This window comes from Streptomyces sp. NPDC050147, assembly GCF_040660195.1.
Classification (GTDB): Bacteria; Actinomycetota; Actinomycetes; order Streptomycetales; family Streptomycetaceae; genus Streptomyces.
Genome location: NZ_JBFALJ010000024.1, coordinates 33,971 through 57,582 on the forward strand (window position 1 = coordinate 33,971; position 23,612 = coordinate 57,582).

The 23,612-nt window shown below is 71.6% G+C and carries 24 protein-coding genes; 14 read left to right on the forward strand and 10 right to left on the reverse strand.

Features of this window, described 5'->3' with window-relative positions; genetic code table 11:
• Positions 1-105 precede the first annotated feature (105 nt).
• Both AB0I94_RS30730 and AB0I94_RS30735 read right to left on the reverse strand, forming a co-directional pair.
• Positions 106-876, reverse strand: coding sequence for a DeoR/GlpR family DNA-binding transcription regulator (locus tag AB0I94_RS30730; protein WP_363312964.1), 771 nt, complete (start codon positions 874-876; stop codon positions 106-108).
• A gap of 309 nt (positions 877-1,185) precedes the next feature.
• Positions 1,186-1,995 (reverse strand): NAD(P)-dependent oxidoreductase, encoded by an 810-nt coding sequence (locus AB0I94_RS30735; protein ID WP_363312965.1) that lies wholly within the window; start codon positions 1,993-1,995, stop codon positions 1,186-1,188.
• 239 nt (positions 1,996-2,234) lie between these two features.
• On the opposite strand from AB0I94_RS30735, the gene AB0I94_RS30740 reads away from it, so the two are divergent.
• The 8 genes from AB0I94_RS30740 to AB0I94_RS30775 all read left to right on the forward strand — a co-directional run bounded on the left by AB0I94_RS30740 (position 2,235) and on the right by AB0I94_RS30775 (position 9,377).
• Positions 2,235-3,188 (forward strand): 5-dehydro-4-deoxyglucarate dehydratase, encoded by a 954-nt coding sequence (locus tag AB0I94_RS30740; protein ID WP_363312966.1) that lies wholly within the window; start codon positions 2,235-2,237, stop codon positions 3,186-3,188.
• On the forward strand, positions 3,185-4,351 hold the full coding sequence (locus tag AB0I94_RS30745) for a hypothetical protein (RefSeq protein ID WP_363312967.1): 1,167 nt from the start codon (positions 3,185-3,187) through the stop codon (positions 4,349-4,351). The genes AB0I94_RS30740 and AB0I94_RS30745 overlap by 4 nt, the downstream gene beginning before the upstream one ends.
• Before the next feature lie 70 nt (positions 4,352-4,421).
• Positions 4,422-5,771, forward strand: a complete 1,350-nt coding sequence (locus tag AB0I94_RS30750) for a S28 family serine protease (RefSeq protein ID WP_363312968.1) — start codon at positions 4,422-4,424, stop codon at positions 5,769-5,771.
• A 96-nt stretch (positions 5,772-5,867) separates the two neighbouring features.
• Positions 5,868-6,455 carry a TIGR03086 family metal-binding protein gene (locus AB0I94_RS30755; RefSeq protein WP_363312969.1) on the forward strand — a complete coding sequence of 196 codons (588 nt, stop codon included), beginning with the start codon at positions 5,868-5,870 and terminating at the stop codon, positions 6,453-6,455.
• Positions 6,456-6,600: 145 nt separating this feature from the next.
• Positions 6,601-7,404, forward strand: a complete 804-nt coding sequence (locus AB0I94_RS30760; protein WP_363312970.1) for an HAD family acid phosphatase — start codon at positions 6,601-6,603, stop codon at positions 7,402-7,404.
• 145 nt (positions 7,405-7,549) lie between these two features.
• Entirely contained in the window at positions 7,550-8,308 is a 759-nt protein-coding gene (locus tag AB0I94_RS30765; protein WP_363312971.1) for a CPBP family intramembrane glutamic endopeptidase, read from the forward strand.
• Positions 8,305-8,667, forward strand: a complete 363-nt coding sequence (locus AB0I94_RS30770; protein ID WP_363312972.1) for a PadR family transcriptional regulator — start codon at positions 8,305-8,307, stop codon at positions 8,665-8,667. The genes AB0I94_RS30765 and AB0I94_RS30770 overlap by 4 nt, the downstream gene beginning before the upstream one ends.
• The gene (locus AB0I94_RS30775; RefSeq protein WP_363312973.1) at positions 8,664-9,377 is read left to right on the forward strand and encodes a hypothetical protein; all 714 of its coding nucleotides are present in this window, start codon (positions 8,664-8,666) and stop codon (positions 9,375-9,377) included. The genes AB0I94_RS30770 and AB0I94_RS30775 overlap by 4 nt, the downstream gene beginning before the upstream one ends.
• A gap of 64 nt (positions 9,378-9,441) precedes the next feature.
• Here AB0I94_RS30775 and AB0I94_RS30780 read toward each other — a convergent pair whose 3' ends face one another.
• The 6 genes from AB0I94_RS30780 to AB0I94_RS30805 form a co-directional block, all read right to left on the reverse strand.
• Positions 9,442-10,890, reverse strand: a complete 1,449-nt coding sequence (locus AB0I94_RS30780; protein WP_363312974.1) for a penicillin-binding transpeptidase domain-containing protein — start codon at positions 10,888-10,890, stop codon at positions 9,442-9,444.
• Between the two features lie 128 nt (positions 10,891-11,018).
• Entirely contained in the window at positions 11,019-11,687 is a 669-nt protein-coding gene (locus AB0I94_RS30785; protein ID WP_363313075.1) for a response regulator transcription factor, read from the reverse strand.
• A 32-nt stretch (positions 11,688-11,719) separates the two neighbouring features.
• On the reverse strand, positions 11,720-13,000 hold the full coding sequence (locus AB0I94_RS30790) for a histidine kinase (protein ID WP_363312975.1): 1,281 nt from the start codon (positions 12,998-13,000) through the stop codon (positions 11,720-11,722).
• Complete coding sequence (locus AB0I94_RS30795) at positions 12,997-14,007, reverse strand: hypothetical protein (RefSeq protein WP_363312976.1); 1,011 nt, start codon at positions 14,005-14,007, stop codon at positions 12,997-12,999. The genes AB0I94_RS30790 and AB0I94_RS30795 overlap by 4 nt, the downstream gene beginning before the upstream one ends.
• A 256-nt stretch (positions 14,008-14,263) precedes the next feature.
• On the reverse strand, positions 14,264-14,734 hold the full coding sequence (locus AB0I94_RS30800) for a GNAT family N-acetyltransferase (protein WP_363313076.1): 471 nt from the start codon (positions 14,732-14,734) through the stop codon (positions 14,264-14,266).
• A 30-nt stretch (positions 14,735-14,764) separates the two neighbouring features.
• A complete protein-coding gene (locus tag AB0I94_RS30805; protein WP_344529914.1) occupies positions 14,765-15,535 on the reverse strand; it encodes an IclR family transcriptional regulator in 771 nt (256 codons plus the stop codon).
• 136 nt (positions 15,536-15,671) lie between these two features.
• Between AB0I94_RS30805 and AB0I94_RS30810 the strand changes: the two genes are divergently transcribed.
• Together AB0I94_RS30810 and AB0I94_RS30815 are read left to right on the forward strand one after the other, a co-directional pair.
• Positions 15,672-17,201, forward strand: coding sequence for an aldehyde dehydrogenase (NADP(+)) (locus AB0I94_RS30810; RefSeq protein ID WP_363312977.1), 1,530 nt, complete (start codon positions 15,672-15,674; stop codon positions 17,199-17,201).
• A 5-nt stretch (positions 17,202-17,206) separates the two neighbouring features.
• Positions 17,207-17,815 carry a DUF1349 domain-containing protein gene (locus AB0I94_RS30815; RefSeq protein ID WP_363312978.1) on the forward strand — a complete coding sequence of 203 codons (609 nt, stop codon included), beginning with the start codon at positions 17,207-17,209 and terminating at the stop codon, positions 17,813-17,815.
• A gap of 100 nt (positions 17,816-17,915) precedes the next feature.
• Here the strand turns inward: AB0I94_RS30815 and AB0I94_RS30820 are convergent, their stop codons facing one another.
• Positions 17,916-19,193: an MFS transporter gene (locus AB0I94_RS30820; protein WP_363313077.1), complete on the reverse strand. Its 1,278-nt coding sequence runs from the start codon at positions 19,191-19,193 to the stop codon at positions 17,916-17,918.
• Positions 19,194-19,390: 197 nt separating this feature from the next.
• Here AB0I94_RS30820 and AB0I94_RS30825 point away from each other — a divergent pair, with 197 nt between their 5' ends.
• The 4 genes from AB0I94_RS30825 (at position 19,391) to AB0I94_RS30840 (ending at position 22,852) form a co-directional block, all read left to right on the forward strand.
• A complete protein-coding gene (locus AB0I94_RS30825; protein WP_363312979.1) occupies positions 19,391-20,404 on the forward strand; it encodes a helix-turn-helix domain-containing protein in 1,014 nt (337 codons plus the stop codon).
• Positions 20,405-20,469: 65 nt separating this feature from the next.
• Positions 20,470-20,949, forward strand: a complete 480-nt coding sequence (locus AB0I94_RS30830; protein WP_363312980.1) for a GNAT family N-acetyltransferase — start codon at positions 20,470-20,472, stop codon at positions 20,947-20,949.
• 77 nt (positions 20,950-21,026) lie between these two features.
• On the forward strand, positions 21,027-21,734 hold the full coding sequence (locus AB0I94_RS30835; RefSeq protein WP_363312981.1) for a DsbA family oxidoreductase: 708 nt from the start codon (positions 21,027-21,029) through the stop codon (positions 21,732-21,734).
• A gap of 71 nt (positions 21,735-21,805) precedes the next feature.
• Positions 21,806-22,852, forward strand: a complete 1,047-nt coding sequence (locus AB0I94_RS30840) for an aminotransferase class V-fold PLP-dependent enzyme (RefSeq protein WP_363312982.1) — start codon at positions 21,806-21,808, stop codon at positions 22,850-22,852.
• 150 nt (positions 22,853-23,002) lie between these two features.
• Here the strand turns inward: AB0I94_RS30840 and AB0I94_RS30845 are convergent, their stop codons facing one another.
• Positions 23,003-23,509, reverse strand: a complete 507-nt coding sequence (locus AB0I94_RS30845) for a MarR family winged helix-turn-helix transcriptional regulator (RefSeq protein ID WP_363312983.1) — start codon at positions 23,507-23,509, stop codon at positions 23,003-23,005.
• Between the last annotated feature and the right edge of the window lie 103 nt (positions 23,510-23,612).

Sequence of the window (23,612 nt, forward strand, 5' to 3'; positions counted from 1 at the left end):
TGCTCCTGGACGTAGGGGGACTTATGGGGTGTGAGGAGGTGTTTTCGGGCGCGCGGGACCACGGGAGGTGGCGGGGGAGGGCGATCGGAGCGGGTGGGGGACGTGTCAGACGCGGATGACCTGAGGGCCCTGGAGCGAGTACCGGTGTGCCTCGGAGGCGGGCAGCTGGGTGCTCGTGACGATCGCCTCCAGCTCCCCGACATGGCCGAACCTGCAGAAGCTCGTCGCCCCGAACTTGGTGTGCACGCCCGCGAAAACGGTGCGTCGCGACGCGCGGATGGCCTGCGTCTTGACCTCGCTGACCGCGGGGTCGGGCGTGGTCAGGCCGTGTTCACGGGAAATGCCGTTGGCCCCGATGTAGGCGAGGTCGATCACGAACCCGGCCAGCATGCGCGTCGTCCAGTGGTCGACGGTCGCGAGGGTGCCGGGGCGGACGCGGCCGCCGAGGAGGAGTACGGACATGTGGTCGGCCTCGGCGAGGGCGCCGGCGGTGGCCAGGGAGGCGGTGACCACGGTCAGGGGGCGGCCTTTGGCGGCCTCGGGGAGTGCCTCGGCGATGAGCTGCGGGGTGAAGCCCTCGTCCACGAAGACGGTTTCGGCGTCGCCGAGGAGCTCGGCGGCGGCCGTGGCGATCCTTCTCTTCTCCGGGACGTGCATGGTGGTGCGGAAGGCGAGGGTCGTCTCGAAGCCGGCGCTCTCCACGGGGTAGGCGCCGCCGTGGGTGCGGCGGACCAGGCCGTGGTCCTCCAGGGCGCGCAGGTCCCGGCGGACGGTTTCCTTGGCGACGCCCAGTTCGGTGGCGAGCGCGGTGACGTCCACGGAGCCGGAGGTCCGTGCGGCCCGGACGATCTTCCGCTGGCGCTCTTCCGCGGTCATGGCCGCCTCCTTCCCTCGCTGTGCCCGTTCGGGCCCTGGGGGAAAGTTCTACAGCGGGGTGAGGTGTGTGAACAGGCTCGGAACCGGGGCGATGGTGCCCGTCTCTGCCCGTTCGGCGGGGCTTCGGCCTCTGCTTCGGGCGTGAGGGGTGCCCGTTCGGGGGGTCGGGGGTGCCCGTTCGGTGCCCGGGTGCGGGAATCAGCCCGTCCGGCGTTTGAGGACGAGCTCGGCGAAGCCGGTGATGACGGTGCGTACAAGGCCCCCGCGCCAGCGGGTTTTCGGGAAGGGGCGGGGTTGGGGAAGAAGCACCTAGTACGGCCACACCGGCGGGTTCGTGCAGAAGTGACCCCCGAGGTTCGCGTGATCCGGGTTCCCGGGATCCAGCTCACCCTGCTCCGCCACCAGCTTCTGCGCGTACTGCTCCGAATCGTCCTGCGGCTCGTAGCCGAGGGCACGCGCCGACGAAAGGTCCCACCACAGCCGCGTGTTGGCCGACGAGCCGTACACCACCGTGTGCCCCACCGCGGGAGCGGTCAGCGCCGCGTGGAAGAGGCGGGCCCCGTCCCCGGGGCTCATCCAGACCGACAGCATCCGCACGCTCGTCGGCTCAGGGAAGCACGAACCGATCCGCACCGAGACGGTCTCCATGCCGTGCTTGTCCCAGTAGAACTGGGCGAGATCCTCGCCGAAGGACTTCGAGAGGCCGTAGAACGTGTCGGGGCGGCGCGGCGTGTCCACCGCGATCAGCGGATCGTCGCCGACGGGCCGGGGCGTGAACCCCACCGCGTGGTTCGACGACGCGAAGACGACACGGCGGACGCCCTCCTCGCGCGCGGCCTCGTAGAGGTTGTACGTCCCCTCGATGTTCGCCCGCAGGATCTTGTCGAAGGAGGACTCCAGAGAGATGCCCGCGAGATGGATGACCGCGTCGACGCCCCGCACGGCCTCCCGCAGCGCCTTCTTGTCGGCGAGGTCGGCCGTGATCGCGTCCGGCTCGCCCTCGACGGGCCGCACGTCGAGCAGCCGCAGGTCGTGGCCGTGCGCCGGAAGCAGCCCCCGCATCAAGGTGCCGAGGCCGCCTGCGGCGCCGGTGAGCAGGACGGTGCGGGGAGCGGGCATGAGGGGGTCTCCTCGGGTCAGCGGCTGCATTCGTGTGCACGTACAGCATTCACATCTGTGGACACGCTAGAGATCGACGCCGCGTCGCGTCAAGTGCCGTACGGAGGTGGAGAATCCGCTCGCGAATCAAGGTCCTCTTGGTGGCCTCGCCGCTTGACCAGGGCTCAAGAGGCGCCTTAGCGTGGGCGTGTTCAGAAATATGGACGTGGATCAGAAACGTGCACGCTAAGGGAGAGCCCGTGACGTCAGCACCCCTCGCCGCTCGACTCGACATTCCCAGCGGGCCGCTGTTCTTCCCGGTCACCGCCTACGGTCCTGACGGCTCCATCGACCTCGACGTGTTCCGCGCGCACGTGCGCGCGGGGGTCGAGGCGGGCGCGGCGGCCGTGTTCGCCTGCTGCGGCACGGGTGAGTTCCACGCCCTGACGCCCGAGGAGTTCCGGGCGTGCGTCGCCGCCGCCGTCGAGGAGACCGCGGGACGGGTGCCGGTGGTCGCGGGCGCCGGGTACGGCACCGCGCTCGCCGTCAGGTACGCGCGGTTCGCCGAGGACGCGGGCGCCGACGGGCTCCTCGCGATGCCGCCCTACCTGGTGATCGCCGGGCAGGAGGGCCTCCTGCGCCACTACGCGGAACTGGCCGCGGCCACCTCCCTCGAAGTCATCGTCTACCAGCGCGACAACGCCGTGTTCACCCCGGAAACCGTGGTCGAACTCGCCCGCACCGAGGGCATCATCGGGTTCAAGGACGGCCTCGGCGACATGGACCTGATGCAGCGCGTCGTCAGCGCCGTACGTGCGGAAGTCCCGCATGAATTCCTCTACTTCAACGGCCTGCCCACCGCCGAGCTGACCGGCCTCGCCTACCGCGGCATCGGCGTGAGGCTCTACTCGTCGGCCGTCTTCTGCTTCGCGCCCGACATCGCGCTCGCCTTCCACCGGGCCTTCAACGCCGGGACCGCCGAGGGCGACGCCACCGTGAACCGGCTCATCGACGGCTTCTACCGCCCCTTCGTGGAGCTGCGCGCCGAGGGCCGGGGATACGCCGTCTCTCTCGTCAAGGCGGGCGTACGTCTGGCCGGGCTCGACGTCGGCGGGGTGCGGACGCCGCTGCACGAACCCGCCGACGAGCACATCAAGCGCCTCACCGAGCTGACCGAGCGCGGGCGCGCCCTGCTGCGGGAGGAGGGCGCGTGAAGACCTCCGCCTTCCTGTACCCCTGGGACGTCGTCGGCGACCCGGCCGCTCCGGCGCGCGTCGTGGACCTCGGCGTCCAGCAGGTCACCCTCGCCTCCGCCTACCACTCCACGCGCGCGCTGACCCCCCGCCACCCGCGCCACCGCATCGTCACCGCCGAGCACGCGGCGGTGCTGTACGAGCCCGGCGACCGGTGGGAGGGACGCGAACTGCGCCCCTACGCGGCCGGAAGCTGGGCCCCCGGCGACGCCTACGGAGAGGCCGCCGAGGCGCTGGCGGACGCCGGACTCGACGTGCACACCTGGGTGGTCCTCGCCCACAACTCCCGTATGGGCGCCGACCACCCGGACACCTCCGTCGTCAACGCCTACGGAGACCGCTACCCCTGGGCGCCCTGCATCGCACAGCCCGCCACGCGCGCGTACCTCGTCGACCTCGCGGCGGAGGCCGCCGTCCGGCCCGGCGCGCGCGGCACCGAACTGGAGTCCCTCGGCTGGTACGGCCTCGCGCATCTGCACGCCCACGACAAGACCGCGGGAGTGCCGCTCGGCGAGGCCGGGCAGTACCTGATGTCCCTGTGCTTCTGCGCGCACTGCCGTGCGGGGTACGCCGGGCAGGGCCTCGCCCCGGACGAGTTGGCGGCCAGCGTCCGCCGCGCCCTGGAGCCCGTGTGGCGCGGCGAGGAGCCCCCCGGCGGCTGGGAGACGGTGGAGAAGCTCCTGGGCGCCGAGCCGGCGGCCGCCACGCGCGCGTGGCGCGAGGAAACCGCCCGCACACTCCAGGAGGCGGCGATCGCCGCGGTGCGCGCCGCCGCCCCGGACGGCTTCCAAGTACTGCTGCACGCCGATCCGGTGGCGTACCACTGCGGCGCCAACGCCGGAGTCGACCCGCGGCACATCCTCTCCGTGGCCGATGGCGTGGTCGTGCCCTGCACGGGCGGCGCCCAGGCGCTCGCGCCCTTCCACGAGCACCGCTCCGGCCGCACGACCCTCGCCGCGAACCTCACCGTCGTATCCGGCATGGGCGGCAGCCCCGCAACCCTCGCCGCCGACGCCGAGTACGCGGTCACGCTCGGCGCGGACGAACTGCGTCTCTACCACGCCGGTTTGGCGTCCGACGCGGATCTCGCGCACGTGACGACGGCCCTGGCACGCCTCACCTAGCCCCTGTCGCACCGCGAGTGGAAGCGGTTACCATCCGCGCAACCATTTCGCTCCAGTGCGAGGAGACAAGGTGCGCAACAAGGGGATATCCGCGCTGGTCTGCGCCGGATTCATGGCGGGCGCGGCCGTACTCGGCGGGGCGGCGCCCGCGACCGCGCAGGGTGACGCGAGGCCGGCGGCGGACACCAAGGCGGACATCCGGGAGCAGTTGGAGAAGATTGCCGGCATGAAGGTCGTCTCCGTGGCCGACAGGGAGGGCCACCCCTTCTACACCCTCACGTACGTCCAGCCCGTCGACCACGGCAACCCCGCCGCCGGTACGTTCACCCAGCGCGCCACGCTCTGGCACAAGGCCACGGACAAGCCGACCGTCCTTTACACCGGCGGCTACACCCTGGCGTCCCACACCACCGCCCTCACCAAGCTGATCGACGCCAACCAGGTCAGCGTCGAGCACCGCTACTTCGAGAAGTCCCGCCCCTCGGGCCCGGCCGGCTCCGACTGGTCCAAGCTCACCGTGCAGCAGGAGGCCGCCGACGAGCACCGCCTCACCCAGGCGCTGCGCGGCATCGAAAAGGGGAAATGGCTCGGCACGGGCGCGAGCAAGGGCGGGATGACGGCGACGTATCACGAGCGGTTCTACCCCGACGACCTGGACGCGGTCGTCGCTTTCGTGGCCCCGAACGACGCCAATAACAAGGACGACAGCGGCTACGAGCGGTTCTTCAGGACGGTCGGCACGGCCGAGTGCCGCACCGCGCTCAACGCCGTGCAGCGCGAGATGCTCGTACGTCGTGAGGCGCTGCTCCCCAAGTTCGAGGCGGACGCCAAGGCCAACGGCGACACCTTCGAGGAGACGCTCGGCACCACCGACCGCGCCTACGAGTTCGCGGTGCTCGACCAGGTGTGGAACTTCTGGCAGAGCGGAACCGTAGACGACTGCCCGACCGTGCCCGACGCCAAGAAGGCGGGCGACGACGAGCTCTACGACTGGTCGAAGAAGCACGGCCTCAGCGTCTACCAGGACGAGACCCTCGGCACGAACGGCACGGGCCCCTACTACCGCCAGGCCGCCACCCAACTGGGCTGGGCCGACCTGAAGTTCAAGCACCTCAAAGGCGTCCGCCACTACCCGGACATCTACCAGCCCAACTCCGTGCTGCCCGAGGCGATGCGCGGCTCGTACAACAACAGGACCATCGCCGACGTCGACCGCTGGGTGAAGACACGCGGCCAGCGGATGATGTTCATCTACGGCGAGAACGACCCGTGGAGCGCGGAGAAGTTCACTCCCAGCCACCGCGACTCCTACCGCTACGAGGCCCCCGGCTCCAACCACGGCGCCTCCATCGCCAAGCTGCCCGCCACCGAGCAGGCCGAGGCCATCGCGACCATCAAGCGCTGGGCCGACGTGAAGTAGCCCGCCCCGGCCGCGGCGATGAGTTCCGGGTTCCGGGCCGGTCTACAGGGCAGGCAGCGGTCCACCGTGTGGGGCCGCCCAGATGCGGGAGGTCCCATGACGAAGATCGTCGACTTCGAGCGGCAGGCCCGGTTGGTGGTGGCCGTGGCGGAGGGCATCACCGACGAGCAGCTCTCGGCGCCCACCCCCTGTCCGGAGTATCGAGTACGCCATCTGCTGGGGCATCTGGTCGGCCTGACGGGCGCGTTCCGCGACGCCGGGCGCAAGGACCTGGGGCCGGGGCTCGACCAGAGCCCGGGGGACTCCCTCCCGGACGTCGGCCCCGAGTGGCGCGTCGAGCTGCCGAAGCTGCTCGACGAGCTGGTGGAGGTGTGGCGCGACCCGGCCGCGTACGAGGGCATGACGCGGGCCGGTGGCATCGATCTGCCGGGTGCCGTCGCCGGGGCCGTGGCCCTGGACGAGCTCGTCGTGCACGGCTGGGACCTGGCGCGGGCGACGGGTCAGGCGTACGCACCTGACGAGGCGAGCCTCGCGGTCGCGCACGAGTTGCTCACGCCCCAGGAGGGCGACGCCTCCGAGGACAGCCCGTTCGGGACGCCGGTCCCGGTGCCGGACGACGCCCCGCTCCTCGACCGCGTGATCGGCCTCAGTGGCCGGGACCCGGGGTGGACTCCCGGAGCCTGACCCCAGGGTTTCCCCGGATCAGGTATTGATCGGGTAAAGGGTCTCGCGGGGAGGCGTGTGATGCGCGTAGACAGTGCGCGTAGACAGGCCTGACCTGCTCGTACCTGTTGCCCCCGCACTCACTCTGATCCGGAGAAATCGACCCATGCGCAACTCCCTTCGGGTGGCCGGCATCGCCACTGCCTGTGCCGTCGCCGGTGCCGCGCTGTACGGCACCGGCGCCGCCACCGCCGACAACGCGTCGGCGCGGCACACCGCCGAACCCCAGAACATCGGCGTGCTCGTCGGCGAGATAGACGACTACTACGGCGCGTACGAGGACGCCGACGGTGTCTGGCGCTCCTCGCCCGACAGCCCGTACGCCAAGGACCTGGCGCGCATCCAGGCGAAGGCGAAGAAGGACATCAGGAAGGCCGCCGCGCACGGCTCGAAGGGCGGCGCCCACGGTGAGAAGCCCGCGATCGTCCTCGACGTGGACGACACCTCGCTGCTCAGCTTCGACTACGAGAAGAGGACCAACTACACGTACAACGGCGCCACATGGGACGCGTACGTGAAGGCGGCCAAGCGTCCCGCGGTCTTCGGCATGCCCGAACTCGTGAAGTACGCCAAGAGCAAGGGCGTCGAGGTCTTCTTCCTGACCGGCCTGAGCGAGTCGCAGCGTGAGGGCGCCGTCACCAACCTCGCCAGGGCCGGGTTCGACACCCAGCTCGACGCCGAGCACGTGTTCACCAAGAACAAGGCCACCCCGCCCGCCTACCTGAGCCACTGCGCCACGCCCGCCAAGTGGGAGTGCACCACCGTGCAGTTCAAGGAAGGCACCCGCAAGCACATCGAGTCGACCGGCCACAACATCGTCGGCAGCTTCGGCGACCAGGTCTCCGACCTCGCGGGCGGATACGCGGACAAGACGTACAAGCTGCCGAACCCGACGTACTTCGTGGAGTAGTCCACGCCTTCTGCGGCGTGCGGAGAGGCTCTGCATCGCGAGCTAGGTTGCATTCCTGACTAGGTCGCTTTACGGTCTAGGTAGCTCACACGCTCATGGGGCCGTCCGGCACACGCCGCGCGGCCCCTTCGGGAAGGGGGATCCCATGACCGTCTCGCCGGACTTCTCCGTCGCGTCCACCGCCGTCACCGCTGTGCTCGGCGCCTACTTGCTGTTCGGTGAGCCCTGGCTCGGCCGCCGTCTCTACGGCTCGCTCGCGCGCCGCCGGGACACCGAACCGCGCGCCCTCGTCGGCTACTTCACCTTCGTGCTCGTCTTCTGGTGGGTTTTCGCCGCGCTCGCGATGGCGGCGCTGGTGCTCTCACCGGGCATGGCCGCCGCCGACCTCGGCATCGCGGCCCCCGAGTCGCCGATGTCCACGGCTGTCGTCATCGTTCTCGTGGCGGCCATCTCGGTGGTGTCGGGCCGGAAGATGCGCGCCCTCGCCGAAGGCGGCAGGAACGTGCCGGGGCTCGCCTCCATCCAGGCGATGCTGCCGCGCACGGCGCGGGAGCGCCGCCTCGCGATCGCCGTCGCCGTGACCGACGGCATCTGCGCCGAACTCGTCTACCGCGGGCTCCTGATCGCCTTCGGCGTCGGCGTGCTCGGCCTCAACCTCTACGCGGCGGCGGCGCTTTCGGTGCTCGCGTACGCCGTCGCCGGGCTCTACCAGGGCCGCAGTGGCGTCATCGCCTTCGGTGTCGTCGGGGTGCTGTTCGCCGGGCTCTATGTCTCGACCGGCAGCTTGCTGCTGCCCATCGCCGTCCACATCGCCCTCTCGGTACGGGACTTGACGCTCCCCGTGCCGGAGCCGGTCAACAGCTACCCCACCTACGCGCCGACCCCGAAGGGCAGCCGACCATGACCGCACCCGCCTCCGGAGGCGCGAAGAGCGACCGCCGGGCCAGCTGGTTCAAGGGCGTACTCGATCTGCTCGTGCTCGCCGCCCTCACCGACGGCGAGAGCTACGGCTACGAGATCGCGAAGCTCCTGGGCGCCGCGGGCTTCGGCCAGATCAAGGGCGGCACGCTCTACCCCGTGCTCAACCGTCTCGAAGAGGCGGGCCTGGTCGCCGCCGAGTTCCGGGCCACCGAGAAGGGCCCCGGCCGGCGCTACTACTCCCTGACGGACGCCGGGCGCGCCACGCTCGGCGAGCAGGGCGGGCTGTGGCTCGCCTTCGACGGGTCGGTACGTGAGCTTCTGGCGAAGGCGGGTGTGCGATGAGGTACTTCGACGACCTCGCCGGGCTGTTGCGTGAGCAGGGCGTCCCGGCCGACCGCGTCGAGGTGACCGTAGCGGATCTTCGGGCGCACCTGGAGGAGTCGGGTGCCGAGGACCCGGAGGCCGAGTTCGGGCCCGCGGAGGAGTTCGCCCGTGAGCTGGTGCCCGCGGGGGGCCGGGAGCCCGAGGTGCCCGGCGCGCACGTCGAGACGTGGCGGTGGACCGCCGACACGTATGTCGACGAGGAGCTGCTCAACCGCTTCGGCGGCGAGGGCTGGGAGGTCGAGCGGGTCGACGCGCTCGGGCGCTTCGTCAGCCACCGGGACCTGGAGCGACCGCAGCGCTGGGAGTACCGGCGTGAGCTGGTCACGCGGGGGCGCGAAGGTCTTGACGAGCGGCTGGCCCCCGAGGGCTGGGAGGCCTGCGGGAACTGGATCGTCTACGCGTGGTTCAAGCGGCCCGTGGCTGCGAGCCTCGGGCCCGGGGCGGAGGTTTCACTGCCACCCGCGGTGCCTGAGCGGTCGAACTTTCTGAGCCGGAAGTTCTACCTTCTGGTGGGTTTCGTCGTCGTCGCCCTAGTCCTGACGGGGGTCGCCCTGGCCCTGGGCGGCGGTGGCTACGAGACAGGGCTCGGCTTCGCCGGGGGAGCGGTGATGGGGGCACTGCCTCTTTCCACCCTGTGGGCCTTCCAGGTGTGGAGATCGCGCCGTTGACCTCCGCGGGGTGCCCGTCCGTCTTGACCGGCACCCCGCGGCTTCGTGGGCACAGCCGAGGCTGTTACGACTTCAGCGCCGCCGACATCATCGCCTTCGCGATCGGTGCCGCCAGGCCGTTGCCGCTGACCTCGGACCTCGCCGCGTCCGAGGACTCGACGATGACCGCCACCGCGACCTCCTTGCCGTCGCCGCCCTTGGCGTACGAGGTGAACCAGGCGTACGGCGTCTTGCTGTTGTTCTCGCCGTGCTGGGCCGTGCCCGTCTTGCCGCCCACGTCCGCGCCACTGATCCGCGCGTTCGTGCCCGTCCCCTTCTCGACGACCGTCTCCATCGCGGACTGCAGCTGGCTCGCCGTGCTCTCGCTCATCACGCGCTCGGAGTCCGCGTCGTCGAACGAGTCGAGGACATCGCCGTTCGAGTCGGTGATCTGGGAGACCATGTGCGGCGAGGCCAGCTCGCCGCCGTTGGCGATCGCCCCCGAGACCATCGACATCTGAAGCGGCGTCGCCGTCACGTCGAACTGGCCGATGCCGGTCAGCGCCGTCTGGGCCTTGTCCATGTCCGAGGGGTACACGCTCTGCGACGCCCGCACCGGCACGTCCAGCTTGTCGGTGTTGAAGCCCATCTTCTCGGCCATCGACTTCACCTTGTCCTGACCCAGGTCGACGGCCATCTTCGCGAAGACGTTGTTGCACGAGTACTGCAGCGCCGTACGGATCGTGGCGTCCTCGCAGGGCGCGCTCGCGCTCTCGTTCTTCAGGACCGTGCGCGTACCGGGCAGCGTGTACGGGTTCGGGCTGTCGGTCCCGGTGTCCGCCGAGCCGTAGAGCCCGTCCTCCAGGGCCGCCGCGGCGACGACCAGCTTGAACGTCGAACCCGGCGGCAGCGGCTGCCGCAGCGCGCGGTTGACCATCGGCTTGTCCTCGTCCTTCAGGAGCGCCTGCCACTCCTTGGAGTCCGTGGAGCCGCTGATGTCCGAGGGGTCGTACGAGGGCGTCGACACCATGCCGAGGATCTTGCCCGTCTTCGGGTCGACGGCGACCGCCGCGCCCTTCTTGTCGCCGAGCGACTTGTAGGCGGCCTTCTGCACCGCCGGGTCGATCGTCGTGACCACGTCACCCGGGTCGGCACGCTTGTTGGTGAGCGTGTCCAGCGGGTTCTTCAGCCGGTTGTCGGTGCCGTCGAGGACGTCCTTGTAGATGCCCTCAAGCTGCGTGGCCCCGTACACCTGCGAGCTGTAGCCCGTGACGGACGAGTACAGATCACCGTCCTTGTACGTGCGCTTGTACGCGAGGTCGCCGCCCTTCGTCCGCTCGGAGCCGGTGATCGCCTCACCGCCCACGATGATGTCGCCCAGCGGGTTCGCGTACTGCTCGATCACGTTGCGCCGGTTCAGGTTGTCGTCCGCGAGAGCCTTCGAGTCGTAGAACTGCACCCACGTCGCCCGCACCAGGAGGGCGACCACGAGCAGCAGCGTGAAGACCGAGGCGTGCCTGATCGTCTTGTTCATCCCGTGAAAGGACGAGTGGCGCGGAGGTATTCGTTCCGTTCTGCCGGGTTTCTCAGAGATTCCTCATACTGCGGGACTGTCGGTGACGCCCCGGCCACCGGATCGGTCCACCGGATCGGTCCACCGGATCAGTCGGCGTTCATGAAGCCCGCCTCGTACGCCGCGATCACCGCCTGCGTGCGGTCCCGCGCCCCCGTCTTGGCCAGCACCGATGCCACATGCGTCTTCACCGTCGCCGGGCCCACGCCCATCCGCCCCGCGATCTCCGCGTTGGTCAGCCCCGCCGCCATCAGCCGCAGCACCTCGCTCTCGCGCCCCGTCAGCCTGCCCACCCAGGCCGGTACCGCGGGCTTCGCGCGCGCGTGCTCGGCGGCCAGGGCGCGCACCGCCGCGGGGAAGAGCAGCGAGTCGCTGCGCGCGACGAGCCGCACCGCCTGCACGAGGGAGTCCGCGTCGGCCCGCTTGAGCAGGAACCCGGAGGCCCCGGCGCGCAGCGCCTCGTACACGTAGGAGTCGTTCTCGAAGGTCGTCACGACCACGATGCGCGGCGGCTCTGCCTGCGTCCGCAGGATCTGCTCGGTGGCCCGGATGCCGTCGATCTCCGGCATGCGTACGTCCATGAGCACCACGTCGGGCTTCAGCTCGCGCACGGCGGAGACCGCCTCCGCGCCGCTCGCCGCCTCGCCGACGACCTCCAGGTCCGGCTCGGCGGAGAGGATCACGCGCAGGGCGGTACGCACCATGCGCTCGTCGTCGGCGAGCACGATGCGGATGGGGGCCGCGGCTGTCCCGGTCATGTGTGTACGGGTCCCTTCGGGGAGGTCGGTCGTCATGCGGGTCCCTTCAGGGGGAGTCTCACGTCCACGCGCCACACCCCGGCGGCCGGCCCCGTCCGCACGGTGCCGCCGAGGAGTCTGGCCCGGTCGGTGATGCCGCGCAGGCCGTGGCCGCCGCCGGGGCGGGGGGCGGGGATGTCAGGGGGCAGCGGGTTCTCCGCGAGGATCGCCAGGTCGGTGCCGTCCAGGGCGATCGAGAGGGCCACCGGGGCGTCGGGGCCCGCGTGCCGCAGCGCGTTGCTCAGGCTCTCCTGGACGATGCGGTAGGCCTCGCGGGACACCATCGCGGGCAGGGCGTCCGGGCCTTCGGGGCCGAGATCGACCGTGGCCCGCACCCGCAGGCCGCCCGCGCGGGTGCGCTTGAGGAGCCCGTCGAGATCGGCGGAGAGGGTGGGTGCGGGGGCCGTCGGACTCGCCTGGTCGCTTCCGCCCTCCCGCAGCACCCCCAGAACGGCGTCGAGTTCGCCCACCGTGCGCCGGGTCGTCTCCTCGATGGCGGCGAGCGCCTCGCGGACGAACTCCGGGTCGCTGGCCAGGACCCTGCGGGCGGCGCTCGCCTGCAGCGTCACCGCGCTGAGGGCGTGGCCCACCGAGTCGTGCAGCTCCCGGGCGAGGCGGTTGCGTACGGCGAGGTCCGCGGCGCGCTGCTCGGCCGCCGCGAGCCGGTCCGCGGGCGAGGGCCCGAGGAGTTCGGGCGCACAGCGCGCGAGCAGGCCCCCGGCCGCCGCCGCGCACCCCGCGAGGGCGACGAGGCAGAGGATTCCGATGACCGGGGAGAGCGCGAGCATCCAGCTCTCGCCGAAGACTTCGGGCATCCCGATCCGGCTGCCGCGCAGCGCCGCGGCGAACGGCAGCGCGATGAGGACCGCCGCGAACGGCGGCAGCGCGAGGGACATCCCGCTGATGATTCCGCCGACCCCGAGGTGCAGCGTGAACCACGCGACGGTGCGTCCGCGCGCCTGCCGGGAGCGTGCGGGCCCCTCGGCGAGCGCGTCGCCCGGCACGTCGCACAGCGCGCGCACCGCGGCCGCCGACAGGGGCCGCGTGAGCGGGAAGAGCGCGGTGATCGCGGCGAGCGGCAACCCCGCGGCGAACGCGCTGAGCTGCGAGTTGAGCGAGCCGAGCACCTGGTCATCGCCGAGCAGCGGTCCGACGACGACGGAGCCCACGAAGACGTACGGCATGGCGAGCGCGCCGCCGAGGATCAGATGGACCCACCGGCGCCGTGTCCGCCGCCCGAACAGGGCCGACGCCGCCGCTGCGAACGTCTTCACGCCGGGTGCCGATCAGCCGCGACCTGCCCGGCGGCCCCCGCCCGCTCCCTGAGGAAGCCCACCCCGACGGTTGCCACCAGCATCCCCGCGATCATCTGCACAGAGTAGGTCAGGAGCATCGCCGCCGTCGGCTGTCGGCTGATGTCGTCCGTGCCGCCCACCGAGGCGAACAGCAGCCAGCCGCCCCAGCAGGCGACCGCTCCCGAGCCGACCCAGGCCAGGGCGAGCGGCACCTTGACGGGCAGGACGGGGAGCCACCGGAAGGCCCGGAAGGCTAGGAGCAGACCGCCGGCGACCGCGGAGCCGAGGTAGATCATGTCCAGCGCTTCGAGGGCGTAGAAGTCGGTCGTACGCTCTCCGGCCCGCGCCTCGCTGAGGCCGACGGTGGAGCCGGTGACCCAGAGGAGATGCATGGTCATGGGCGCGAGGGCGAGGAGGGCGGCGGCGAGAGCGGCACCTCGTTGAACGCCGCGGTGGCCGGTGGCGCGAGCGCGGGGCGGATCGCCTGCGCGGCCCCGCCACACGTGCCCCCAGCGGTCGCGTGCGTAGCGGACGAACAGGGCGCCGAGGGCCAGGCCCTGGACGATGAAACCGCCGTAGACGACCCCGAAGACCCAGGAGTCGAGAAAGGCGCCGTCGCCCTCACCGCTCTGCGTGGAGGGCTCGTTGATGCTGCCGCCGAGCGCCTTGATCAGGAGCTGGAGGGGGAATCCGATCATGATCGGCGTCAGCAGACCGGTGGCGGCCCACATGGGGAGCGTGAGCAGCCAGGCGGGGGATCGCAGGCCCCAGGGGCGGGTCAGGAGCAGCGCGAGAACGATGACACTCGCGTCCATCAGGAGGGTGAGGCTGTTGGCGAAGATCATGGTGCCGCGGTGCTCAAGGAGGCTGCTGCCCGCGGGAATGCCGAGGTGACTGCCCGCGATCCAGGCGACCTTGAGGGTGAGGTAGGGGAGGGCCGCGAGGATGGCGAGGGTGCGCAGGGCGGGGACGAGTGGCTGACTCATGCGCCCTACGCTGCCGGGGCGAGGCCCGTAGTACGTCCTGCGTGGCGATGATCCGGGTCCGCCGCGCGGGGGAGGGGCGCCCGGTTTCAGCCCGTCGTGGGGGTCCCCCCTGCTCTTTAAGAGCTTGGGGGAGTTTGAGGACGGACTCGGCGGAGCCGGTGATGACGGCACGCCAGGCTCCGGCGCAGCGGCCCGCGGCGGAGCCGCAGATTGTTACAGCCGGGAAGGGGCGGGGTCGGGGAAAGAGAACCCGCTCCTACGCCAACACCAGCACGGCCTCATCGATCTCTTCACCCCGCGCATGCGCGAAGCCCCGCTCGGCGGCCGTGACCCGGAAGCCACACTTCTCGAGCACCCGCAGGGACCCGGCGTTGTCCGCCGCCGCACGGGCGTGGAGCGGCCGTTCCTCCACCTCCGCCAACAGTGCCCGCAAGGCAGCCGTGGCCAGCCCCCGACCCCAGTAGTAGCGGTCGATCCAGTACGTGACCTCCCGCTCACCCGGCTCCCCGTACACCGCCGCGCTGCCTACCACGTCGCCGTCCGCGAGGACCGTGCGCGCGACGACGTCGGCCGACTCCCTCAGCCCCTTCCAATGGGCTTCAAAGAGCGTCCAGTCAGCCGTCTTCGGCGAGGTGAAGGCCGCAAGGCGGTTCGCCTCGGGATCGTTCATCTGCCGGTAGAAGACCGGCAGATCGCTGTCGTGCACCGGGCGCAGCCTGACATCGATGCTCTCTGTGCTCTCCATGCTCACCATGGCTCAGAGCCTACGAGTCGCCAGTGACAGCCGGTCCCGCGCGTCGAACAACGCGTCCTTCACCATCTGTTCGTGCGCCGGCGTCAGCCGCGCCACCGGCACGGAGCAGCTGATCGCGTCCCGCGCGGGCGTGCGGTAGGGGATCGCGACACCGAAGCAGCGCAGGCCGAGGGTGTTCTCCTCGCGGTCCACCGCGAAGCCCTGCTCACGGACCGTGCGCAGCTCCTCGATCAGCTTCTCGCGGTCGGTGATGGTGTGCTCGGTCAGCGCGGGCAGCGTCTCCGGAAGCATCTTGCGGACCTGCTCGTCGGTGTGGGTGGCGAGCAGCGCCTTGCCCAGGGACGTCGAGTGCGCCGGGAGGCGGCGGCCCACCCGCGTGAAGGGCCGCAGGTAGTGCTGCGACTGGCGCGTGGCGAGGTAGACGACGTTCGTGCCGTCGAGGCGCGCCAGGTGGATCGTCTCCGTGGTGTCGTCCGAGAGGCGGTCGAGCGTCGGACGCGCCGCGGCCACCACCTCGTCACCGTCGATGTACGAGGTGCCGACCAGCAGGGCCCGCACTCCGATGCCGTACCGCGTACCTGTGGCGTCCGTCTCCACCCAGCCGAGCTCCACCAGCGTACGAAGGAGCATGTAGAGGCTGGACTTGGGGTAACCGACGGCCTCCTGGACGGCGGCCAAAGAGTGCATTCCGGGACGTCCCGCGAAATATTCGAGCAACTCCACCGTCCGCACAGCGGACTTGACCTGTGCCCCGCCAGTCTCGCCAGCCGACATCGCCCTTGACCCCTTAGTTCGACGAGAAATAGTCTCCGAAGCCTCCGCTATTCATCATCGGAGACAGCGTTCAGCATATCGAACAGCCCAGGTGGGTGGCAGCACATCTGTGGCATCACCTCTGGAGGACCCCGCGGTGGCAGCAACACCAGTCTGGAGTGTCGACCCCCGAACCGGGAAGCAGCGCGAACAGGTTGCGGTCGAGGCCACAGCCCAAGAGGTGGACGAGACGGTACGCGCCGCCCTCGCCGCCCAGGACGCCCTCGCCGACCGCACCGTGCGCGCCGCCTTCCTGCGCTCCGCGGCCGAACTGCTCGACGCGGCCAAGGACCACCTCGTGGAGGCCGCGGACGCGGAGACCGCGCTCGGCCCCGTCCGGCTCACCGGCGAACTCGCCCGCACCTGCTACCAGTTGCGGGCCTTCGCGGACGTCGTCGACGAGGGCGGCTTCCTGGGCGTCGTCATCGACCACCCCGACAGCAGCGCGACGCCGCCCATCCCGGACCTGCGGCGCTACAAGATCCCGCTGGGCGTCGTGGCCGTCTACTCCGCGTCCAACTTCCCGTTCGCCTTCTCCGTCCCCGGCGGTGACACCGCGAGCGCGCTCGCCGCGGGCTGCCCCGTGGTCGTCAAGGCGCACCCGGACCACCCGGCCACCTCCGAGCTGGTGGCGTCGACGCTGCGGCGGGCCGCCGCCCGGCACGGCATCCCCGAGGGCGTCCTCGGCCTCGTGCACGGCTTCGACGCGGGCGTCGAGCTCGTCAAGCACCCGCTCGTGTCCGGCGCGGGCTTCACGGGCTCGATCCGCGGTGGCCGTGCCCTCTTCGACGCGGCGGCGGCGCGCCCCGTGCCGATCCCCTTCCACGGCGAGCTCGGCTCGCTCAACCCGGTCGTCGTGACCGAGGCCGCCGCGGTCGAGCGTGCGGAGGAGATCGGCGCGGGCCTCGCGGGCTCGATGACGCTCGGCGTCGGCCAGTTCTGCGTCAAGCCCGGCCTGGTCTTCGCACCGGCCGGAGCGGGCGGCGACCGGCTCCTGAAGTCCCTGACGGAGGCGGTCAGCGACACCGAGGCCGGGGTCCTTCTCGACCACCGGATGCGGGACAACTTCGTGGCGGGCGTGCGCGAGCGCGCCGAACTGCCGGACGTGGACGCGCCGGTGACACCGGGCGCGGGCGGCGAGCACACGGTGAGCGCGGGCTTCCTGACGGTCCCGGCGGCGAAGCTCGCCACCGAGGGGGAGCACGACCTGCTCCTGGAGGAGTGCTTCGGCCCGGTGACGGTCGTCGCGCGCTACGAGGACGACGCGGAGATCACCGCCGCCCTCACCCGGCTCTCCGGCAACCTCACGGCGACGGTGCAGCTGTCCGCCGAGGAGGCGGCGGGCGAAGGGCGCGGGGCCGCGCTGCTCGCCGAACTCACGCCGCTGGCCGGGCGCCTGCTGGTCAACGGCTGGCCGACCGGGGTCGCGGTGGCGCCCGCGCAGCACCACGGCGGGCCGTACCCCGCGACGACGTCCACCTCCACCTCCGTGGGCGGTACGGCGATCGAACGCTGGCTGCGCCCTGTCGCGTACCAGAACACGCCTGCCGCGCTGCTCCCGCCCGAGCTGCGGGACGAGAACCCGCTGGGGCTCCCGCGGCGCTACGACGGGCGCCTGGAACACTGACGTCCATGGACGTCAACATCCCGGAACTGCCCTTCTCCCTGCGCACGTACGGCCCCGACGGCAACTGGTCGTACGAGGACGGGGTGCTCACCGGCTGGGCGGGCGCCCGGCAGGACCGCTTCGTGCCCCCGACGGGCGAGGCGCTCGACCCCGCGTCGGACGCGCCTCGCCTCCTCGGGGCGCCCGAGGGCGACTTCCAGCTGATCGCCCGGGTGACGGTCGGTTTCGCGGCGGCGTTCGACGCGGGCGTCCTGTACCTGCACGTCGGCGACCGGGAGTGGGCGAAGCTCTGCCTGGAGCGGTCGCCGGACGAGGCGACGGTCTGCACGGTCGTCACCCGCGGCCGCTCCGACGACGCGAACGCGTTCGTGGTGGACGGCAGCAGCGTCTGGCTCCGCATCAGCCGCACCGGTTCGGCCTTCGCCTTCCACGCCTCGCTGGACGGCAAGCACTGGACGTTCGTCCGCATCTTCTCCCTCGGGGAGGAGAAGGCGGCGGGCGCGGCGCTGGTCGGCTTCATGGCGCAGTCCCCGGTCGGGGAGGGGTGCGTGGTGACGTACGACGGGATCGAGTTCCGTCCGAACTGGCCTCAGGGCCTGAGGGACGGGTCCTAGTACCCCGCGGGGTGGGCGCCGTTCTCGGGGCCGGTGATCAACGGCACTCAAGGCCCCCGCGCCGGAGCGGGTTTTTGGGAAGGGGTGGGGTTGGGGAAAATCAACGCCCGCGCCGCAGCCCCAGCGTCGCCACCCCCGTCACCGCCAACACCCCCGCCGCGATCAACAGACTGACCCGCATCCCCGAGACGAAGTCCCCCGCCACCAGCCCCCCGAAGGCCGCGATCCCCAGCCCCCCGGCCACCTGCCGGGCCGAGTTGAGGACCCCCGCGGCAAGACCCGCCCGGTCGGCGGGCACCGCTTCCATCATCGCCGCGGTGAGCGGCGGAATGGTCAGCGCGCACCCCAGAGCCAGCGGCACCATGAGGAACGCCAGGCCCAGCGCGGGCGTCGACGCGTCGGCGAACAGCAGGACCAGCAGCCCCAGTACCGCCACCGCCTGCCCCACCAGCATCGGAACCCGCGGCCCCACCCGCGCCGCCAGCTTCCCCGCCACGACGTTCGTGACCGCGATGAGCCCGGTCATCGGCAGGAACATCAGCCCGGCCCACAGCGCCGAACGCCCCTGCACCTCCTGGAAGAAGAGGCTGAAGACGAAGACGAGACCGTAGAAGGCGACGCTGCACGCGGCCCCGGCCGCGACGGTGATCGCGACGGTCCGGTCGCGGAACAGACCCGGCGGCACCACCGGATGCGCCTGCCGCGCCTCCGTCCACAGGAACACCGCACCCGCCGCCACCGCGACGACCAGGGCGATCAGACCCGTCGTACCGCCCTCGATGACGGCGAAGGTCAGGGCCGTCAGCGTCAGGACGGCGAGCAACTGGCCCGGCACGTCCAGGGGCGCGGGACGCCGCTCCGAGCGCGGAGCCCGCAACAGCAGGACCAGCGCCACCGCGCCCAGCGGGACGTTGATGAAGAAGATGCCGCTCCAGTCCCACGCCGTGGTCAGCGCGCCGCCCGCGACCGGGCCGAGCGCCACCGCCACCGAACCGCCCGCCGCCCACATGGCCACCGCGCGCGCCCTCTTGGCCGCGTCGGAGTAGGCCTGGCGGACGAGGGAGAGCGAGGCGGGCAGGACCACGGCGGCCGCCACGCCCTGCACCACCCGCGCGCCGATCAGGACGGGCAGCGACGGCGCGAGCCCGCACGCCACCGAGGCGGCGGTGAACACCGCGATGCCGATCGCGTACGCCCTGGTCGCGCCGATCCGGTCGGAGAGGGCGCCCGTGGAGAGCATCAGGGCGGCGAAGGCCAGGGTGTAGGCGTCCACGACCCACTGGAGCCCGGACATGCCGCCGCCCAGGGAGTCGCCGATCGCGGGCAGCGCCACGTTCACCACGGAGGCGTCGAGCGTGATCAGGGCGAAGCCGAGCATGGCCGCCGTGAGCGTGAGGGCGGGGGAGGTGCGGCCCGTGCTGCCGCCGGGCACGGGGCGGGGTGTCCGCGGCTCCACGCTCGCGGCCGTGCGGGGGTCCTCGGAGAGGGAGTTGGTTGCTGCCATGCCCATGAGTCTGCTGACGGCGGCGTGGCTACAGTAGTGGCCTGAATGCCATACCTCCGGAGGTTCTGGCCATGTCCCGCCCGAAGTCCGCGCCCCGATCCCATCGGCCCCACCGCGTCGCCGTCATCGCGCCCTCACCGGTGTCGATGTTCAACCTCGCGATCCCCGAGATGCTCTTCGGGAAGGTCGAGGTGGCGGGCGGCCTTGGATACGAGGTGGTCGTCTGCACCCCGCAGCCCGGCCCCGTCGCCACCACCGGCGGACTCAGCCTCCAGGTGGAGCGGGGGCTCGACACCCTGCGCGGCGCCGACACCCTTCTCGTCGCGGGCACCGGGCACCGTTACGAACCCGATCCGCGGACCGTCGCAGCCGTCCGCGAGGCCGCCGACGCGGGCCGGCGCATCGCGTCCATCTGCAGCGGTGCCTTCGTGCTCGCCGAGGCGGGGCTGCTCGACGGGCGCAGCGCGACCACGTACTGGGAGCTCGCCGAGGAACTGCGCAGCCGCTATCCCGCGCTCGACCTCAAGGGGGACGTCCTCTACGTGGAGGACGGGCAGGTCATGACGTCCTCCGGGTACGCCGCGGGGATCGACCTGTGCCTGCACATCATCCGCACCGACTGCGGCGCCGCCGTCGCCAACCGGGTGGCGAGGGCCGCGCTCGTCGCCCCCGTACGGCCCGGCGGCCAGACCCAGTTCACCCAGACCCCGCTCCCGCCCGAGCGCGGCAACGCCTGCGCCGACACCCGGGGCTGGGCCATGCGCCACCTCGACGAGCCGCTCACGCTCACCGACCTCGCGCGGCAGGCGGGCGTCAGCGTGCGCACCCTCACCCGGCGCTTCCACGCGGAGAGCGGGGTGAGCCCGCTGCAGTGGCTGCTTCACCAGCGCGTCGAGCGGGCCAAGGAGCTCCTGGAGACGACCTCGCTCGCCATGGACCAGGTGGCGCGGGCCTGCGGGCTCGGCACCGCCGACTCGCTCCGCGGCCACCTGGTGCGCCGCACCGGGCTCACGCCGAGCGCCTACCGCGCCCAGTTCAGCCGCCTCGGAACTCAAGGCTCCCGGAACACGTCTATCGCAGCATGATCCACTCAGTTCCCGCCACGACGCCTCCCCCCAGCACGACTCTCCCCACGACGATGCGGACCGTGATGCCGACCGTCATACGCACCGCCCTGCCCGACGACGCCCCGGCCCTCGCGGCCCTGCACGCCCGCGCCCGTGCCACGTACTACCCCGAGGGGCTGCCGGAAGAAGGCGTCGACGGGACAGCGCTGTGGCGGGGCGCCATCGAGCGCCGTGTCGGACACGTGCTGTGCGCGGTCCGCGAGGGCCGGATCGTGGGCGTCGCGTCCTTCCGTACGTCCGGGGGCGAGGAGGCGGACGCCATGACCCTCTTCCAGTTCCACGTCGACCCCGAGCACTGGCGCGCGGGCATCGGCACGGACCTGCACGCCGCTTGCGTGGAGGAGTGGCGGGCCGACGGCGTCCGGACGGCCACCCTGGAGGTGCACCGGGAGAACCGGCGCGCCCAGGCCTTCTACGTACGCCACGGCTGGCAGCCGGCGGAGCAGGACGAGGGCGCGGGCACGCACCTGCGGATGCGGCTGTCCGTACCGCCTGGGGAATGACCGGACCGGGTCGTACGTTCTTCAACTGACCGGAGGGACCCTCCGCACTACCGTTCGACCCGAAGAGAGCTAGTCACATGCGCGTCGAGATCTGGAGCGACATCGCCTGCCCCTGGTGCTACGTGGGCAAGGCCCGCTTCGAGAAGGCGCTCGCCGCCTTCCCGCACCGCGACGACGTCGAGGTGGTGCACCGCTCCTTCGAGCTCGACCCCTCGCGCGCCAAGGGTGACAGCGGGCCCGTGATCCCGATGCTCGCCAAGAAGTACGGCATGAGCGAGGAGCAGGCTCAGGAGGCCGAGCGGAACCTCGGTGTGAACGCCTCGTCCGAGGGCCTCGACTACCTCACCGAGGGCCGCGACCACGGCAGCACCTTCGACATGCACCGCCTGCTGCACTTCGCCAAGGAGCAGGGCAGGCAGGACGCGCTGCTCGGGCTCCTCTACCGCGCCAACTTCGCCGAGGAGCGCTCCGTCTTCGACGACGACGAGCGGCTCGTGGAGCTCGCGGTCGCGGCCGGTCTCGACGCGGACGCGGCCCGCGCGGTGCTCGCCGACCCCTCCCGGTACGCCGACGACGTACGCACCGACGAGCGTGAGGCGGCCGAGCTCGGCGCGAACGGCGTGCCGTTCTTCGTCCTCGACCGCAAGTACGGTGTCTCCGGCGCCCAGCCCGCCGATGTCTTCGCGCAGGCTCTGGAGCAGGCGTGGGGCAGCCGTTCGCCGCTCACCACGCTCGCGGACGGTGACGCCTGCGGCCCCGACGGCTGCGCGGTTCCGCAAGGCTGAGGCGACGCGGCCACGCGTAAGCGCCGATATACGGGATGGACGTGGGCGCGAACGGGCGCGAGAGTGATCCCATGGGGAACATCAACGGCGCCGAGTTCGCGCCCACGTCGACGTATCTGAACACGGCGAGCTGCGGCCTGCTGCCCTCCCGGGCTGTCGAGGCGATCCAGCGCCTCGCGGCGGAGAACGGCGCGGGCAGACGGAGCGGCTCCGGCGACTTCGGGATCGTCCAGGCCGCCCGTGAGTCCTTCGCCCGGCTCGTGGGAGTGCCCCACGCCCGTGTGGCGAACGGCGGGTCGGTCGCCGTGCACGCGGGACTCATCGCGGCGGCGCAGCGGCCGGGCTCCGAAGTCCTGTTCCCGGAAGGCGACTTCAGCTCGATCATCAACCCCTTCGTGGTGCGCGGCGACCTCAAGATCCGCTATGCGCCCCTCGAGGACCTCGCCGAGTCGATCCACTCCACCACGGCCCTCGTCGTGTACTCCCTCGTCCAGTCGGCCGACGGCAGGATCGCCGACGACGCGGCGATACGCGAGGCCGCCGCCGTCCACGGCGCCCGGACCCTCAACGACGCGACCCAGGCGGCGGGTTGGCTGCCCTTCGACGCGAGCCTGTACGACTACACCGTCACCGGCGCGTTCAAATGGCTGCTCTGCCCGCGCGGCACCTCCTTCCTGACGGTGAGCGAGGAGGCGCAGGAGTCACTCGTCCCGCTGCACGGCGGCTGGCTGGCGTCGGCGGACAGCTGGAACTCCACGTACGGCCCGCTCACCGAACTGGCCCCCGACGCGCACCGCTTCGACGAACCCCCCGCCTTCCTCGCGTACCACGGTGCTGCGGCGGCCCTGGCGTACCTGGAGGAGACCGGAATCGAAGCGGTCCACGCCCACGACACGGCGCTCGCGGCCCGCTACCGCGCCGGGCTCGCGGAACTGGGCCACGAGCCGGTGCCGGGCGCGTCCCCCATCGTCTCCGTACGCGGACTCGCCGACAGAGAGCCGGAGTTGAGCCGGGCCGGGATCATCACCTCCGCGCGGGCGGGACACCTGCGGGCCTCGTTCCACCTGTACAACACCGAGACGGACGTGGACCGGATCCTCGACGTGCTCTCCGGCTGAACCCTGGCGCGGGTGCGCGGGTGCGCGGGTGCGCGGTTGGCCGGTGCCGCCGCCGCGCTGACGGTGGCGAGGGGGGTTTCCGGCAGCGAAGCCGCCGCGCAGGGGGTCCTGACCCGGTCGGCATCCCTGGCCTGGCTCTGACTCTGGTGCCTAGGCGCCCCCGCCCCTCGCCTCCAGGGGGCAGTCCGCCGTTTCCGTGCACAGGTTTGACTCCACCCGGCCGAGCAGCCGCGCCAGCTCCACCCGCTCGTCCGGATTCAGCCCCGCGAGCGTCTGCTCCTCCAGCTCGCCCCACGCTCTCTCCACCTCCGCCAGCAACCCGCAGCTCGTGTCCGTGGCCTCGACCAGGACCGCTCGGCGGTCGTCCGGGTCCGGGCGGCGGCGTACGTGACCTGCCTGTTCCAGGCGTTGGAGCATCTTGGTGACCGTCGAGGGGTCCAGGTCGACCGCCTTGATGAGCTCCGACTGCCGCACGGGCCCGGCGTCCCAGAGGTACATCATCACGAACTCCTGGCCGGGGTAGAGCCCGAGCCCCTTGAGCACCTTGCCCGCCGCGATCCGGTGCAGCCGGGCCACCCGGCTCACGGTGTGGCTGACGGGGCCCCGCCGCGCCGCGGTGGGGAGCTCGGTACAGGCGGGGTCGGCCGAGGCCTTCATCAGGGCTCCTGAGAGGAGAAGAAAGTACTCCTCCATATTAGCTTGGTCGGCCAAGGAATGAGTTACAGTGACGTCCGGCCCATTTACTTGGCCGACCAACAAC

Excerpts from the sequence above, each read along its gene's own strand:
- AB0I94_RS30760 (WP_363312970.1), top strand. The coding sequence starts at position 6,601 with ATGCGCAACTCCCTTCGGGTGGCCGGCATCGCCACTGCCTGTGCCGTC.
- AB0I94_RS30845 (WP_363312983.1), bottom strand. The coding sequence starts at position 23,509 with ATGAAGGCCTCGGCCGACCCCGCCTGTACCGAGCTCCCCACCGCGGCG.
- AB0I94_RS30735 (WP_363312965.1), bottom strand. The coding sequence starts at position 1,995 with ATGCCCGCTCCCCGCACCGTCCTGCTCACCGGCGCCGCAGGCGGCCTC.
- AB0I94_RS30775 (WP_363312973.1), top strand. The coding sequence starts at position 8,664 with ATGAGGTACTTCGACGACCTCGCCGGGCTGTTGCGTGAGCAGGGCGTC.
- AB0I94_RS30830 (WP_363312980.1), top strand. The coding sequence starts at position 20,470 with ATGCCGACCGTCATACGCACCGCCCTGCCCGACGACGCCCCGGCCCTC.
- AB0I94_RS30815 (WP_363312978.1), top strand. The coding sequence starts at position 17,207 with ATGGACGTCAACATCCCGGAACTGCCCTTCTCCCTGCGCACGTACGGC.
- AB0I94_RS30765 (WP_363312971.1), top strand. The coding sequence starts at position 7,550 with ATGACCGTCTCGCCGGACTTCTCCGTCGCGTCCACCGCCGTCACCGCT.
- AB0I94_RS30840 (WP_363312982.1), top strand. The coding sequence starts at position 21,806 with ATGGGGAACATCAACGGCGCCGAGTTCGCGCCCACGTCGACGTATCTG.
- AB0I94_RS30825 (WP_363312979.1), top strand. The coding sequence starts at position 19,391 with ATGTCCCGCCCGAAGTCCGCGCCCCGATCCCATCGGCCCCACCGCGTC.
- AB0I94_RS30820 (WP_363313077.1), bottom strand. The coding sequence starts at position 19,193 with ATGCTCGGCTTCGCCCTGATCACGCTCGACGCCTCCGTGGTGAACGTG.
- AB0I94_RS30755 (WP_363312969.1), top strand. The coding sequence starts at position 5,868 with ATGACGAAGATCGTCGACTTCGAGCGGCAGGCCCGGTTGGTGGTGGCC.
- AB0I94_RS30805 (WP_344529914.1), bottom strand. The coding sequence starts at position 15,535 with ATGTCGGCTGGCGAGACTGGCGGGGCACAGGTCAAGTCCGCTGTGCGG.
- AB0I94_RS30780 (WP_363312974.1), bottom strand. The coding sequence starts at position 10,890 with ATGAACAAGACGATCAGGCACGCCTCGGTCTTCACGCTGCTGCTCGTG.
- AB0I94_RS30785 (WP_363313075.1), bottom strand. The coding sequence starts at position 11,687 with ATGACCGGGACAGCCGCGGCCCCCATCCGCATCGTGCTCGCCGACGAC.
- AB0I94_RS30835 (WP_363312981.1), top strand. The coding sequence starts at position 21,027 with ATGCGCGTCGAGATCTGGAGCGACATCGCCTGCCCCTGGTGCTACGTG.
- AB0I94_RS30795 (WP_363312976.1), bottom strand. The coding sequence starts at position 14,007 with ATGAGTCAGCCACTCGTCCCCGCCCTGCGCACCCTCGCCATCCTCGCG.
- AB0I94_RS30730 (WP_363312964.1), bottom strand. The coding sequence starts at position 876 with ATGACCGCGGAAGAGCGCCAGCGGAAGATCGTCCGGGCCGCACGGACC.
- AB0I94_RS30770 (WP_363312972.1), top strand. The coding sequence starts at position 8,305 with ATGACCGCACCCGCCTCCGGAGGCGCGAAGAGCGACCGCCGGGCCAGC.